The organism is Nocardiopsis sp. LDBS1602, from assembly GCF_035818715.1.
GTDB classification, from domain to species: domain Bacteria; phylum Actinomycetota; class Actinomycetes; order Streptosporangiales; family Streptosporangiaceae; genus Nocardiopsis; species Nocardiopsis alba.
In genome coordinates, this window is record NZ_JAYLVW010000002.1 from 253,308 (window position 1) to 267,147 (window position 13,840).

The 13,840-nt window shown below is 70.5% G+C and carries 11 protein-coding genes and 1 riboswitch; of the genes, 6 read left to right on the forward strand and 5 right to left on the reverse strand.

Annotated elements, in window-relative coordinates:
* Nucleotides 1–300 precede the first annotated feature (300 nt).
* Nucleotides 301–2,013 carry a phosphoenolpyruvate--protein phosphotransferase gene (gene ptsP, locus U9J66_RS09240; protein WP_326337507.1) on the forward strand — a complete coding sequence of 571 codons (1,713 nt, stop codon included), beginning with the start codon at nucleotides 301–303 and terminating at the stop codon, nucleotides 2,011–2,013.
* 159 nt (nucleotides 2,014–2,172) lie between these two features.
* Here the strand turns inward: ptsP and U9J66_RS09245 are convergent, their stop codons facing one another.
* Nucleotides 2,173–2,820, reverse strand: a complete 648-nt coding sequence (locus U9J66_RS09245) for a TetR/AcrR family transcriptional regulator (protein WP_161110721.1) — start codon at nucleotides 2,818–2,820, stop codon at nucleotides 2,173–2,175.
* A gap of 165 nt (nucleotides 2,821–2,985) precedes the next feature.
* Between U9J66_RS09245 and U9J66_RS09250 the strand changes: the two genes are divergently transcribed.
* Nucleotides 2,986–4,578 (forward strand): MFS transporter, encoded by a 1,593-nt coding sequence (locus tag U9J66_RS09250; protein WP_017533222.1) that lies wholly within the window; start codon nucleotides 2,986–2,988, stop codon nucleotides 4,576–4,578.
* Nucleotides 4,579–4,754: 176 nt separating this feature from the next.
* Here U9J66_RS09250 and argJ read toward each other — a convergent pair whose 3' ends face one another.
* Nucleotides 4,755–5,915, reverse strand: coding sequence for a bifunctional glutamate N-acetyltransferase/amino-acid acetyltransferase ArgJ (gene argJ, locus U9J66_RS09255; RefSeq protein ID WP_161110720.1), 1,161 nt, complete (start codon nucleotides 5,913–5,915; stop codon nucleotides 4,755–4,757).
* Between the two features lie 174 nt (nucleotides 5,916–6,089).
* Between argJ and U9J66_RS09260 the strand changes: the two genes are divergently transcribed.
* Entirely contained in the window at nucleotides 6,090–7,124 is a 1,035-nt protein-coding gene (locus U9J66_RS09260; RefSeq protein WP_326337508.1) for a serine hydrolase domain-containing protein, read from the forward strand.
* On the opposite strand, the gene otsB is transcribed toward U9J66_RS09260, so the two are convergent.
* Both otsB and U9J66_RS09270 read right to left on the reverse strand, forming a co-directional pair.
* On the reverse strand, nucleotides 7,093–7,938 hold the full coding sequence (gene otsB / locus U9J66_RS09265; protein WP_326337509.1) for a trehalose-phosphatase: 846 nt from the start codon (nucleotides 7,936–7,938) through the stop codon (nucleotides 7,093–7,095). The genes U9J66_RS09260 and otsB overlap by 32 nt on opposite strands.
* A 95-nt stretch (nucleotides 7,939–8,033) precedes the next feature.
* Nucleotides 8,034–8,318: a DUF3263 domain-containing protein gene (locus U9J66_RS09270; protein ID WP_014908429.1), complete on the reverse strand. Its 285-nt coding sequence runs from the start codon at nucleotides 8,316–8,318 to the stop codon at nucleotides 8,034–8,036.
* Between the two features lie 231 nt (nucleotides 8,319–8,549).
* On the opposite strand from U9J66_RS09270, the gene U9J66_RS09275 reads away from it, so the two are divergent.
* Together U9J66_RS09275 and U9J66_RS09280 are read left to right on the forward strand one after the other, a co-directional pair.
* A complete protein-coding gene (locus U9J66_RS09275) occupies nucleotides 8,550–9,716 on the forward strand; it encodes a S8 family serine peptidase (RefSeq protein ID WP_161110717.1) in 1,167 nt (388 codons plus the stop codon).
* Nucleotides 9,717–9,985: 269 nt separating this feature from the next.
* Entirely contained in the window at nucleotides 9,986–10,564 is a 579-nt protein-coding gene (locus U9J66_RS09280; RefSeq protein ID WP_014910340.1) for a GrpB family protein, read from the forward strand.
* Nucleotides 10,565–10,639: 75 nt separating this feature from the next.
* Here the strand turns inward: U9J66_RS09280 and U9J66_RS09285 are convergent, their stop codons facing one another.
* On the reverse strand, nucleotides 10,640–12,076 hold the full coding sequence (locus tag U9J66_RS09285; RefSeq protein WP_014913438.1) for an alpha,alpha-trehalose-phosphate synthase (UDP-forming): 1,437 nt from the start codon (nucleotides 12,074–12,076) through the stop codon (nucleotides 10,640–10,642).
* 300 nt (nucleotides 12,077–12,376) lie between these two features.
* Nucleotides 12,377–12,515: riboswitch (SAM riboswitch) on the forward strand.
* Nucleotides 12,516–12,528: 13 nt separating this feature from the next.
* Between U9J66_RS09285 and thrC the strand changes: the two genes are divergently transcribed.
* Nucleotides 12,529–13,788: a threonine synthase gene (gene thrC, locus U9J66_RS09290; protein WP_326337511.1), complete on the forward strand. Its 1,260-nt coding sequence runs from the start codon at nucleotides 12,529–12,531 to the stop codon at nucleotides 13,786–13,788.
* Nucleotides 13,789–13,840: the final 52 nt, after the last annotated feature.

The window sequence follows — 13,840 nt, forward strand, 5'->3', positions numbered from 1 at the left end:
GCCACGCTACTCCGAGGGACGTCCCGTGGCCATACGTGGACGGTGGGTGTTCGGGGTTCGTCGAAGCCCTACGGGGGAGGCCTTCCCGGGAGTGGGCGGTGAACCGTTCGGTCTCGGGGGAGGTACGTGTGGCCGCCGCGCGTCTTTCGCGGCCGGTTGTCCACAGATCCGGAATTCGCTCTGGTGCCGGAGGCGGATCCGGGGTTGGGTGGAGAACACGGGAACACAAGCCCCCCGGTGCTCCGGCGGAACCCATCCCCACCGCCGGCGCACGGAACCCACCTGCCGCAGGAGAGACGCATGGAGCAGACGGACACCTCCCCCGCACCCGACCGGTCGCTCAAGGGGATCGCCGCCGGGCCCGGAACCGCGGTGGCCCCGGTCGCCCGGATGGCGGCGCCACCCTCCCTGCCCGAGGTCGAACCGGAGGTCGGCGACCCCGACCACGAGGAGTCGACCGCCTTCGCCGCCCTGGATCGGGTCGGTGTCGACCTGGAGGAACGGGCCGCCCGCCTCGACGGCGAGGCCGCGGCGGTGCTCAACGCCCAAGCGCTGATGGCCCGCGATCCCGAGCTGCGCAGGCAGGCCGGGGCACTGATCCGCGAGGGCAGGGCGGCGGCCTGGGCCGTGCACGAGGCCTGCGAACGCTACCGGGAGCTGCTTCTGGCCGCCGGCGGCTATCTGGCCGAGCGCGCCGCCGACCTGGCCGACATCCGTGACCGGGCGGTGGCGGTGCTGCTGGGGCGGGCCATGCCGGGGCTGCCGGAGCCGGGCCACCCCTACGTCCTGGTCGCCCACGATCTGGCCCCCGCCGACACGGTGCGCCTGGACCCCGAGCAGGTGAAGGCCATCGTCACCCGGCTCGGCGGTCCCACCAGTCACACGGTGATCCTGGCCCGCGCTCTGGGGCTGCCCGCCGTGGTGGGCTGCCCGGGCGCCGAGGACCTGGCCGAGGGCGCCCTGGTGGCGGTGGACGGCGACGCCGGAACGGTCGAGATCGACCCCTCCAAGGACAGGGTCGAGAGCCTTCAGGGGCGGGCCGAACGCCGTCGTGCTCTGGCCGCCGAGGCCACCGGACCGGGTCGCACCCTCGACGGCGTCCCGGTGGCGCTGTTGCTCAACGCCGGGGAGGCCGACCCGGGCCGGAGCGCCGAACACGACGGTGAGGGCATCGGGCTGTTCCGGACCGAGTTCCTCTTCCTCGACCGCGACGAGCCCCCGAGCGTCGCCGAGCAGACCGCGGTCTACACGCGTCTGTTCCGGGCCTTCGCCGGTCGGACGGTGACCGTGCGGACGCTGGACGCCGGCTCGGACAAGCCGCTGGGGTTCGTCGCCACCGGCGAGGAGGCCAACCCGGCTCTGGGGGTGCGGGGCTTTCGGACCTCGCGCGTCCACCCCCACCTGCTCGTCGACCAGCTGACCGCCATCGCCTCCGCCGTACGCGAGGTGGACAAGGACGAGGAGACGGTCCGGATCCGGGTGATGGCCCCGATGGTCTCCACCCCGGCCGAGGCGGGCGAGTTCGTCGAGCTGGCCCGCGCCGCCGGGGTCGGCGAGGTCGGGGTGATGGTGGAGGTGCCCGGGGCGGCGCTGGCGGCCGAACGGCTGCTGAGCCGGGTCGACTTCGTGTCGATCGGCACCAACGACCTCGCGCAGTACACCATGGCCGTCGACCGGACCCTCGACACGCTCCCCGAGCTTCTCGACCCCTGGCAGCCGGCGCTGTTGGAGCTGGTGGCCAAGGTCGGTGACGCGGGGGAGAGGTTGGGCAGACCGGTCGGGGTGTGCGGCGAGGCGGCCTCCGACCCGCTGCTCGCCCTGGTGCTGGTGGGGGTCGGGGTGACCGGGCTGTCGATGGCCCCGCCCGCGCTGCCGGTGGTGCGGTACGCGTTGTCCCGGCACACCTTCGCCGAATGCCGCCGGTTGGCCGAGCTCGCCCTGGCCGCCGAGAGCCCGGAACGGGCTCGGGAGGCGGTGCGCGAGGTGGTGCGTCCGGAGGTGGCCGGACTCTGAGGGAGCGGAGAGCGAAAGGGCACGGTGACGGCCAGGGCCGTGTCCTGAGATGACCGTGCCCGGGGTTCGCCCCGGGCTGGTGAGAGGGCGTGCCTCGATGGAGATGTCGTAGCTCGCGGGGCCGCGCGGTGGATCTCCTGCGGCCGGGGTCGGGCCTGGTCAGGCGCTCCGGGCCTGAGGGGTGCCCCAGTCGTCGCCGATCGCCTGGGGAAGCAGATCGAGCTGTTCGAGGAAGGAGCGTAGAAGCCGCTCGGTGTTCTGGCAGCCCTCGGAGCACCAGTTCTGGTAGCCGTTGTTGAGGGCGGCGAAGAACACCGCCGCCACGAGGGAGGGGCGAGGGTCGGTGGCGGGGTCGACGCCCGCGCGTTCGCCCACGACCTCGGCGAGCTGCTCCTGCCGCTGTCGGCAGTAACGCAGGTTGGTGTCGAGGATCTCGGGGCTGCGGGCGCTGAGGTCCTCGGTGGCGCCGATGAGGTGCAGGCCCTCGCGCTCCAGATGGGCCCAGTGGTCGCGCATCGCGTTGCGCAGGGCGAGGAAGGGCGGCTCGTCGGCGGGCCGGGCGCGCAGGGCCTCGAACAGGATCTGGTCCACGCCCTCGGCGGCGGCCAGGACCACGGCCTCCTTGGAGGCGAAGTAGCGGAAGAAGGTGCGCTGGGAGACGCCGACGGCGGCGGCGATCTCCTCGGTGGTCGTGCCCTCGAAACCCCGCTCGTGGAAGAGGCGGACGGCGGTGTTGATCAGCTCTTGGCGGAGGCGGGCCTTCTTGCGTTCGCGCAGCCCGACCGGCTCGGGGCTCGTCGTGTTCACGGACGCGCCTCCCCTCGTTACCGGCCTCGACCGGATCTCGCCTTCCCCATCGAGGATACATGGGGAGCGATATGACGTCAGTCACTGACTTATGACAGCGGTTGTCAAGTGTCAGTCGCTGACATAATCTCGCCGAGACGATAACGGGATTCCTCGGGGGAGAACATGACGACACAGGCATCGCCGCCGTCGGCGCCGACCGCGCCACCGGACCGGATCAAGGGCGGCTTCACCAAGAGCCCCTGGGCGACCCTGGTCGCCATCGCCTTCGGCGTGATGATGGTGGCGCTGGACGGCACCATCGTGGCGGTCGCCAACCCGGCGATCGGCGCCTCGCTCGGGGCCTCCCTCGCCGAACTCCAATGGGTCACCCACGGCTACCTGCTGGGCCTCGCGGTCTTCCTGATCACCGCGGGCAAGCTCGGCGACCGCTTCGGCCACCGCAACACCTACCTCGTGGGCGTGGTCGGGTTCGTCCTCTCCTCGGTGGCCATCGCGCTGTCGTCCGGCGTGGTCATGCTCATCGCCTTCCGGATCGTGCAGGGTGTCTTCGGCGCGCTGCTGCTGCCCTCCGCGATGGGACTGATGCGGGCGAGCTTCCCGCCCAGCCGACTCGGCCGGGCCTTCGGCGTCTTCGGCAGCCTGATCGGCGCCGCCACGGCGGGTGGACCGATCCTGGGCGGCGTGCTCGTGAGCGCGTTCGGCTGGGAGGCCGTCTTCTACATCAACGCCCCGGTGGGCGCGCTCGCCCTGGCCCTGGGGATGTGGCTGCTCTCGGCCAACGCGCCGACCGACCCCGGCAGCCGCATGGACGTGCCCGGCATCGTGCTCATCAGCATCACCATCTTCGCCCTGGTCTGGGCCCTGGTGGAGGCGCCGAGCATCGGTTGGGGACACCCGATCACGCTGGCCTCCCTGGGGGCCACCCTGGTGTTCGGGCTCGCCTTCGTGTTGTGGGAGCGCAGGCCGGAGCAGCCGCTGATCCCGCTCGGCCTGTTCACCAACCCGTCGGTGTCGATCGGCGTGGTGCTGACGGTGCTGATGGCGGTCGGCCTGATGGGCTCCCTGTTCTTCATCACCTTCTACCTCCAGGGCGTGCGGGGGATGAGTCCCGCCCAGACCGGACTCCAGCTCATCTCCATGACCGCGATGATGGCCATCACCTCCCCGATCGCCGGTCGGATCCTGGACCGGGTCGGTGCCAGACCCCCCACAACGGTGGGTCTGCTGTCCGCGTCGATCGGCATGTTCATGCTCTCCCGCCTGGACGGGGAGACCGGCGTGCCCTACATGTCGGTGGCCTTCGTACTGCTGGGCGTGGGGCTGAGCCTGGTGATGACCGGCGCCACCGCCGCCATCATCGGCAACGCCCCGGTGCGGTTCGCCGGGGTCGCCTCGGCCGTGCAGCAGGCGGCGATGCAGCTCGGCGGTTCGCTGGGCACGGCGGTCCTGGGCGTGGTCATGTCCGCGACCATCGTCTCCACCCTGCCCTCGCACTACGGTTCCGCCGGGCTGGAGGAGCCCTCCTCGGGTGAGCTCGCCGGTATGCAGAGCACGGTCGCGCAGGGCGGGGCGGTCGTGCCGGAGGGGGCCGACGCCACCGTCACGGCGGCGGTCACCGAGGCCAGCAACCTGGCCTTCCTGGACGGGCTCCACCTGGCGTTCATCATCGCCTCGGCGCTACTGCTGCTGGGCGCGATCCTGGCGCTGTTCATGCGTTCGGGGCGGATGACCGACGGTCCCGTCGTCCACGTGTGATCCGGTTCCGTGCGGCCGAACCCGGCCTCACGCCAGGACCCCGCCCGGGTCGATACGGCCGGCACGGGCGGGCATGGATGTTCATCGAAGACGGCGGGTCGATGTCCCGCCGGACATGACGAGGGCCCCGGTCGATCGGACCGGGGCCCTCGCGGTATCGGGCCGGAGGGGGCGCCTCAGGTCGTGTAGTCGGCGTTGATGCGGATGTAGCCCTCGGTCAGGTCGCAGCCGTAGACGGTGAAGTCGCCGTCGGCGATGCCCAGGTCCACCCCGATGAACACCTCGTCGCCCTTCATGTGGCGGGAGGCGCGCTCCAGGGTCTCCTCGGTGGACTCGGCCGGGAAGGTCTCCACGTCGCCGAAGACGATCCGCACGTTCTCCGGGAGGACGTCGGTCTCGTCCGAGCACTTGCCCACGGCCATCGCGACCCGGCCCCAGTTGGGGTCGGCGCCGTGCACGGCGGTCTTGACCAGTGGGGAGTTCACCACGGCCTTGCCGATCCGCTTGGCCTGGGCGTCGTCGCGGGCACCGGTGATCCGCACCTCGATGAGCTTGCCAGCGCCCTCGCCGTCGGAGGCGATCATTCGGACCAGCTTCAGGGCCGCCCCGTACAGGGCCTCCTCGAAGGCGGCGACGTCCACCGGACCGGCGAGGCCGTTGGCGAAGATCGCGGCGGAGTCGCTGGTGGAGGTGTCGCTGTCGATGCTCAGCGCGTTGAAGGTGCGGTCCACGACCCGGCGGAACACCTCGTCCAGGACCGGCTGCTCCAGTTCGGCGTCGGTGAAGAACCAGGCCAGCATGGTCGCCATGTCCGGCTCGATCATGCCGACGCCCTTGGCCATGCCGGTCAGGGTCGCCCCGCCCACCTTCACGGACACGATCTTGGGGTGGGTGTCGGTGGTCATCATCGCCGAGGCGGACCGGTCCAGGTCGGCCGGCGGGAACTCGGCGGGCAGCCCGTCCAGGTACTCGCGCATCCGCTCCATGGGGTAGGGGCGGCCGATGACACCGGTGGAGGCGATCAGGAGGTCGTCGGGGTCGATCCCGGCGGCCCGGGCCACGCGCTCCTGGACCTCGCGGGCGTCACGGGTTCCGATCCGCCCGGTGGCGACGTTGGCGTTGCGGGCGACCACGGTGACCCCTCGGGCCCGACCGTCGGCGGCGGCGTCGCGGCTGAGGCGCACGCTGGGTCCGGCGAAGCGGGATCGGGTGAACACCGCGGACACCACCGCCGGGGTCTGGGAGACCACGGCGAAGAAGTCGTCCTTGGGGTCCTTGATGCCCATGTTTCCGGCCACGCCGACGAATCCGGCGGGAACGGGGGTCTGGCTGCTCATGGTCCTCCTCGGGGAACTCGTGGTCGACAGCCTACTTCGCCACGCCCAAGTGCCCTGATTACGGCCTCTACCTGCGGGGGTTTCGTACTGTTCGGAGACGACGAGGGTGTGACAAGCCCGGGTCGACGGGGTATCCGCCGAGAGTGGAGCAGACCGCTCGGGGGGAGGCGTGTGGTGCGTGATGGTGACTGGCTCACGGAAACGGGAGCGCGGATCCGAGGGGTCCTGAAGGTGATGGTCGACGCCGACTGGCTTCCGGGAGGGGCGGCGGTCATCGGTACCGGAGGAATGTGGGAGTTCGTCGCGGTCGGTCGGATCGACGGCGAACACGACACCGCTCCGGACGTGTCCTACGACGTCGCGAGCCTGACGAAGGTGATGGCGACCTGGCCGTTGGTCGGTAGAGCGGTCGCCGAGGGGGTTTTGGACCTCAACGCTCCGATGTCCGAATACTTTCCGGGGGAGGAGCTTCCCGGGGCCTGGGTGACGACCCGTCAGATCCTCACCCATACGAGCCGGCTCAACCAGGTCACCTGGTTGGAGCGGTACGTGGGGACCGATCAGGACCTGGCCGAGGCCATCCTGGAGGATCCACTGGAGGAGCCCGGCTACCTGTACGTGGACCGGGGCTTCATCCTTTTGGGCCTGTTGTTGGAGCGTCTGTACGGGCGGGGCCTGGACCGGCTGACCGCCGATCTATGGAGCCGGTTGGGTATGCGTTCGACCACCTATGGTCCGCTGCCCCGTTCGCCCCATGTGGCACCCACCGAACGCCGTCTGGTCGGCACCGCCCCCACCTGGGGCGTGGTGCACGACGAGGCGGCGGCGTTGATGGGCGGGGTGGCCGGGCACGCCGGTGTGTTCAGCACCGCCATCGATCTGGGCGCCTTCGCCCGGGAGATCCTGCGTTTGAGTGAGGACGGTGAGGAGGGGGAGATCCCGGGCTCGTTCATCCGGGAGAGCTGGACCCCGCAGGTGGACGCGGGCAACGGCCTCTCACGGGGTCTGGGCTGGCTCATCACCCCGGAGGGGGTGGTCTACCACAACGGTTTCACCGGGACGAGCCTGTTCATGCACCCCGAGAGCGGACGGTACGTGGGCGTGCTCACCAACGCCGTGCACTACGGGCGCGACCGCACCGGACTGGTGGATCTGCGTACGGCGGCCCGTGCGGCGCTCATTCCACAGGCCCGCGAATCCTCTTCGTGAGTTCGGCGAGGAGTTCGGCCAGACCGGCGGGTCCGGGGACGATCAGGTCGGCCGCGTCGGCCACCTCGGTGACCTCGTCGGAGGAGGAACAGACGGTCAGACCGGGCACGTCGCGCTCGCGCAGGGCCGTGACGGCGGCGAAGGCGGGCAGGTCGCCCAGGTCGTCGCCGGCGTAGAGGACGGAACGCGCCGCCCTCTCCTCGACCAGTGAGGTGAGGGCGGCACCCTTGTCCACACCCTGTGGACGGAGCTCGATCACCATCCGCCCCGGCTCCAACTTGAGCTCGGCACGCTCGGCCAGTTCCTTCAAGGGCTCGGCGAGCAGCGCCAAGGCCCGGTCGGGGTCCTCGGCACGCCGTGTGTGCACGGCCAGCGAACGCCCCTTGTCCTCGATCCAGGTCCCGGCGGGGGCTCCGGAGGCCTCCACCAGGGCGGGCAGCTCGGAACGGACCAACGCCACCCCGGGCGGCGGGTCGGCGGCGATCACCCGCCCGTCCACCCACCGTTCGGCTCCGTAGTGGCCGAGGACGACGATGCCGGGCACCCGGTCCAGCCCGCCCAACAGCACGGCGGTCTCGGCGGGGCGTCCGGTGATCACGGCGACCGTTCCGACCAGGTCGGCCAGGTCGGTCAGTGCCTCGACGATCCCGGCCTGGGGCGCCGAGTCCCGGGGGTCGGCGACGATGGGCGCCAGGGTGCCGTCGAAGTCGAAGCCGGTCAGCGCCGTAGAGGGGTCGTCCAGCAGCGCCGTCAGGGCGGCGCGTCCGGCGTCGGTCGTGGGGGAGAGCAGGGGTCCGGGCTCGGCCGGGGACATGCGAGGACCTCGTCATCGTCGTCGGTGGGGAACGCCGTGGCGGCCCCGAGCGGGATCACCGTCGGGGCCGTGTGCGCGGGGCACGCCATCGTGGTTCAGAGATGGATTCCCAGGCGGCGGGCGTTGCGCTGCCGCTGTCGGTCGGCGCGCAGGCGGCGCAGCCGCTTGACGGTCATCGGGTCGAAGGCCGCGGCCTCGGGACGGTCGACCAGACCGTTGAGCAGTTGGTAGTAGCGGGTCGCGGAGAACCCGAACTCGTCACGGATCGCCTGCTCCTTGGAGCCCTCGAACTTCCACCACTGGCGTTCGAAGGCGAGGATGCGCTGTTCGCGTTCGGCGAGGGCCGACCGGCCGTCTTCGGCCGGACCGATATTCGGCATAGGACACCCCCTGGACGGGTCTTCGGTTGGTCCGGATCGGCGCGACTCATGCTAGCGACTCGACATGCCGTATGAGGAGCGCAAACCCTAGGACTGGCAGCAGAGATACAGTTGCCTTCCCTACCCTGCACGGTACTTGTCCAAGCCGGAATCGTGTGCGCATGACAGAATTGCGAGGGTCCGGGGGAGGGCCCGGCGGAACGCCGACCGCAACGTTCGAGGGAGCCTGACGTGCTCGGGGGCAACAGCCGTAGCAGGACATACAAACGCCATCTGCTGGGCGTCGTGGCGGGGGCCTGCGCGTCCCTGGCCGTGCTGGGGGGAACGGCGGCTCCCGCGGCCGCGGACATTCCCGACTTCAGACCCGAGCAGTGGGCTCTGACGTCCATCGGCGCTCAGGAGGTCTGGGAGCGGACCGAGGGCCGCGGTGTCACGGTGGCCATGCCCGGTGCCTCCGTGGACGAGGAACACCCCGACCTGCGCGACAACGTCGAGATCGACACCGAACTCGGTGAGAACGGGACCGCGAATCAGCAGGGTACGGCCGCGGCCGCCCTGGTGGTGGCGCACGGCCACGGCATGGACGCCGACGGCGGTGTGCTGGGAGTGGCGCCGGAGGCCTCCGTCCTGGCGATCCCCACCGAGGGGGACCTGTCCAAGGCGGTCCGGCACGCGGTGGAGAGCGGGGTCCAGGTGATCCTGTTGCCCAGGGCCGGCGACGGGAGCGAGGCGCTGCTGGAGGCCACGGCCTTCGCCGCGGATCGCGACACCCTGGTGGTCGGCCCGGCCGGTGGCGAGGAGGACCCCAACGTCCTGGCCGTGGCGGGGGTGGACCAGAACGGGGGACTCGTACCGGAGTCGCCCGACGCCTCCCTCATCGACCTGACCGCCCCCGGCGTCGAGCTGGAGACCGCGGGCCCGGACATGGGACAGACCCAGGTGGACGGCGCGCCCTACGCGGCGGCCATCACCGCCGGAGCGGCGGCCCTTCTCACCGCCGAGTACCCGCAGCTGGACCCGGCGCAGCTTCGCGACGCCATGGTCGAGGGCTCCCAGGAGGGGAGCGGCGGCCTGCCCACGCTGCACGTGGAGTCGGCGATGGCCCGCGCCTCGGGCGAGGCGCAGGACATCCCGCTCATCGACGAGAACCTGGTGCAGGAGGACCAGGGCGTGCACATCCCGCTCTGGATGTGGTTCGCCCTGATCGGCCTGGTCCTGGCGGTCATCGTGCTGGGCCTGGTGCTGTGGGTGCGTCGCAGCTCGGCGGACCCGTACGGGGTCAAGGCCGAGCGCGAGGCCGAGGAGGAGGAATTGGCGCTGGAGCGCGCCGCCCAGGCCCGTGAGGAGGAGCGGCCGTCGCGACGTAGGAAGGGCGGCCGTCGCCGCAAGAGCAAGTAGTCGGCGCTATGACCGACGACGAACGGGGTGCCTCTCGGGGCGCCCCGTTCGTCATGTGAGGGGTGGGAGAGTGGGGGAGAAAAACGGGTCGGCGCGTTTCTTCCGAACGGTGCGAAAGTTGGTTCCGCGTGCCGTCATAAAAACGGAGAAAAGCGTCATAGCCGACGGTCAGCCCAGGTCAACAGTCCGTCATCGAGGAAATGCGCGTGCATATGTAAGCCACGTGAGAGGTCTTGACTCGCGCATCACCAGGGACAAGGCTGTGTGGAATGTCCTCCCTGAAGTCCCCCTCGCTTCCCTCACGCGGCGAGCCCCGGCCCGGACCGACCCCACAGGGCCCGGTGAACGGGCGGATCGCCATCGTCCCCCACGACCCCAAATGGCCCTACCTGTTCCGGCAGGAGGCCGACCGGATCCGCGGCGCCCTCGGCGAACGCGCCCTCACCATCGAACACGTCGGCTCCACCGCCGTGCCCGGGCTGGACGCGCGCCCGTGCATCGACGTCCTGATGGTGGTGGACGACCCCGACGACGGCTCGACCTACCTGCCGGAGTTGGAACGGGCCGGCTACAGCATGTCCGTCCGCAGCACGGACCGCGTCGAATACCGGCTTCTGAAGGGTTCCCGGGTCAACGTGAACCTGTTCGTCTTCTCCGAGAACTGCGCCGAACCGCGACGTATGCGCGCGTTCCGCGACCTTCTCATCGCCGACGAGGAGGCCCGCGAGCGCTACGCGGCGTTCAAGCGGGAATTGGGCGAACGCACCTGGGAGCGGCTCCAGGACTACATCGACGCCAGGAACGGGATCGTCGCCGAACTCATGGCCCGGGTGCCCGACGCCGAATGAGGCCCGGTTCGGACGGGTGACGGACACGGAACGGGCCCCGAAGGTCCAGGGCCCGTTCCGGTGGAGACGGTCGACTCAGCCCAGGGAACGGAGCTGGTCCTCGAACCAGCGGCGCGGCGGCAGGGCCACCGCCGCCTCGGCCAGACGCTCCCGGCGCTTGCGCCGCTCCTCCTCGGGCATCGTCAACGCGGTGTGCAGCGCCTCGGCGGTGTCCAGCGTGTCGTAGGGGTCGACCAGCAGGGCGGCGTCGCCCAGCTCGTCGGCGGCCCCCGCCTCACGGGAGAGCACCAGGGCGCAGTCGCGTTCGGACAGCACCGGGCCCTCCTTGGCGACCAGGTTCATGCCGTCCCTGATGGGGTTGACCAGCAGCACGTCCGCGAGCTGGAACGAGGCGAGGGACCGGGGGTAGTCGTCGTCGACCTCCAGGATCACCGGGGTCCACTCGGCGGTCGAGAACTCCTCGTTGATCTCCTTGGCGGTCCGCAGTACCGACTCGGTGTAGGCGCGGTACTCGGGCACGTCGCCCCGGCTGGGGTAGGCGAACGCCAGATGGGTGACCCGGCCCCGCCACTCCGGGCGCGCCGTCAGCAGCTCCCGGTAGGCCTCCAGCCCGCGCACGATGTTCTTGGACAGCTCGGTCCGGTCCACACGCACGATGAGCCGGGTGTCCCCGACCAGGTCGAGCAGGGTGCGCCGGCGTTCGGCGACGGCCGGCTCGGCCGCGCTCTCGCGCAGCAGGTCCTCGTCGGCGCCCAGGGCGTGCACGCCCACCTCGATCACCCGGCCGCCGTGCTCCACGGTGCGTCGTTCGAGATCGACGTCGGCGCGCAGGATCTCGGCGCAGCAGCGCAGGAAGGCGTCGGCCCAGCGGGGGCTGAGGAAGCCGAGGTGGTCGGCGCCGAGCATGCCCTCCAGTAGTTCCCGCGCCACCTGTGAGGGCAGCATCCGGAAGTACTCCGGCGGGGCCCAGGGGGTGTGCGAGAAGTGCGCGATGCGCAGGTCGGGGCGGCGGTTGCGCAGGATGTGGGGGACCAGGGCCAGGTGGAGGTCCTGGACGGCCACGCGGGCGTTGACGGCGGCCCCGGCCACCAGCGCGTCGGCGAAGGCCTCGTTGTAGGCGCGGTAGTGCCCCCACTGTTCTCGGAAACGTGAACCGAAGGACGGCTTGTTGGGGGTGTCGTACATCATGTGCTGCACGAACCACAGGGTCGAGTTGGACACGTCGGTGTAGGCGCCGGTGAGCACGTCCGCCGGGATGTCCAACATGTGGACGCTCATCCCGCCCAGGTCGTGAGTACGGTCCAGCCGCGCCCCCGGGGCCTCACCGGCGGCGCGCCGGTCGGAGTCCGAGAGGGCGGCGCAGACCCAGAGGGAATCGATCCCGGTGGCCACCGAGATCATCCCCGAGACCAGGCCGCCGCCTCCCCGTCGGTGTTCCAGGGAGCCGTCGGCCGTGGTGGAGAAGGAGACCGGCCCTCGGTTCGAGGCGATGAGGATCTGTGCCTTGTCCACGTCTTGGTCCTCTCAGGAGCGCGTGCGGATGGTGGGACGGTGGGTCCACGTGGAAGGGCGCCCGGACGAGGGGCGCATCCGTAGGTCTCGCCTGCGGGCCCCGGATCCAAACACGGCCAAGGTCCCTCGGGACGCGGTCGCACCACGGGGAACGCCGGGAACCCGCTCCGACAAGGCCGTCTCAAGTTGTATCGAAATATGAGACGCGAGTGTAATACGGGTCACCCTCGATGGAAAACCGGGCGATACGTCCGTTACAGTGGCGGTGCGTTCTCCGAGGAGAGAGCCACAATTTCATATTGCTCATCCAGAGGGGTGGAGGGACCGGCCCTGCGAAGCCCCGGCAACCATCTCGTCATGTGGACACGCGTTCGTGTCCCGGTCGAGGCAGGTGCCAACTCCGGCCTGGGGTCAAGGTGGCCACCAGGAAAGATGAGGGGAGACGCCTCGCCATGGCGATTGCCGCCACTGAACCCACCGCCGTCCGCGCCTTCGGTCCGGGGACCGCCCTCTCCTGTCGGGAGTGCGGCGAACGCTACGAGCTCTCGCCGATCTTCGCCTGTAGCTTCTGTTTCGGCCCCCTCGAGGTCGCCTACGACTTCGGGAACGTCTCCCGTGAGGAGATCGAGAGCGGCCCCAAGAACATCTGGCGCTACCGCTCCCTCCTGCCGGTCCCCGACAACGTGGCCGAGCTCCCGAACATGAACCCCGGTCTGACCCCCCTGGTCCGCGCCGACCGTCTGGCCGCCGAACTCGGCCTCTCCTCCCTGCACGTCAAGGACGACTCCGGCAACCCCACGCACTCCTTCAAGGACCGCGTGGTCGCGATCGCCGTCGAGGCCGCCCGCACCTTCGGGTTCACCACCCTGTCCTGCTCCTCCACCGGCAACCTCGCCGGAGCGGTCGGCGCCGCCGCCGCCCGGGCCGGCTTCGAGTCCTGCGTGTTCATCCCCGCGGGGCTCGAGGAGGGCAAGGTCGTCATGGCCGCGGTCTACGGCGGCAAGGTCGTCGCGATCGACGGCAACTACGACGACGTCAACCGCTTCTGCTCCGAGCTCATCGGCGACCCGGCCGGCGAGAGCTGGGGCTTCACCAACGTCAACCTGCGGCCCTACTACGCGGAGGGCTCCAAGACGCTGGCCTACGAGATCGCCGAACAGCTCGGCTGGCGGCTGCCCGACCAGATCGTCATCCCGATCGCGTCCGGCTCCCAGCTCACCAAGATCGACAAGGGCTTCCAAGAGCTGATCAAGGTCGGCCTGGTCGAGGACCGCCCCTACAAGGTCTTCGGCGCCCAGGCCACCGGCTGCTCCCCGGTGGCCAAGGCCTGGGAGAGCGGCCACGACGTCATCCAGCCGGTCAAGCCGGACACGATCGCCAAGTCGCTGGCCATCGGCAACCCGGCGGACGGGCCCTACGTCCTCGACATCGCCCAGCGCACCGGCGGCTCCATCGAGCACGTGGGCGACGACGAGATCGTCGACGCCATCAAGCTCCTCGCCCGTACCGAGGGCATCTTCGCCGAGACCGCGGGCGGCGTGACCACCGGCGTCCTGCGCAAGCTGGTCCGTGAGGGGAAGCTCGACACCGAGGCGGAGACCGTCATCGTCAACACCGGCGACGGGCTCAAGACCCTCAACGCGGTCGACGCGGGCGTCACCGCCACCATCAAGCCCTCGCTGAAGGCGTTCACCGAGGCCGGGCTGGCCTGACGGTCACCTCCCCGCCCGCCTTTCGCCACCGCACTCACAGACCAGGAGAACC

Coding starts and splice junctions, on each gene's coding strand:
- otsB (WP_326337509.1), bottom strand. CDS start 7,938: ATGTCCCCGGCCGAGCCCGGACCCCTGCTCTCCCCCACGACCGACGCC.
- thrC (WP_326337511.1), top strand. CDS start 12,529: ATGGCGATTGCCGCCACTGAACCCACCGCCGTCCGCGCCTTCGGTCCG.
- U9J66_RS09250 (WP_017533222.1), top strand. CDS start 2,986: ATGACGACACAGGCATCGCCGCCGTCGGCGCCGACCGCGCCACCGGAC.
- ptsP (WP_326337507.1), top strand. CDS start 301: ATGGAGCAGACGGACACCTCCCCCGCACCCGACCGGTCGCTCAAGGGG.
- U9J66_RS09280 (WP_014910340.1), top strand. CDS start 9,986: ATGTCCTCCCTGAAGTCCCCCTCGCTTCCCTCACGCGGCGAGCCCCGG.
- U9J66_RS09270 (WP_014908429.1), bottom strand. CDS start 8,318: ATGCCGAATATCGGTCCGGCCGAAGACGGCCGGTCGGCCCTCGCCGAA.
- argJ (WP_161110720.1), bottom strand. CDS start 5,915: ATGAGCAGCCAGACCCCCGTTCCCGCCGGATTCGTCGGCGTGGCCGGA.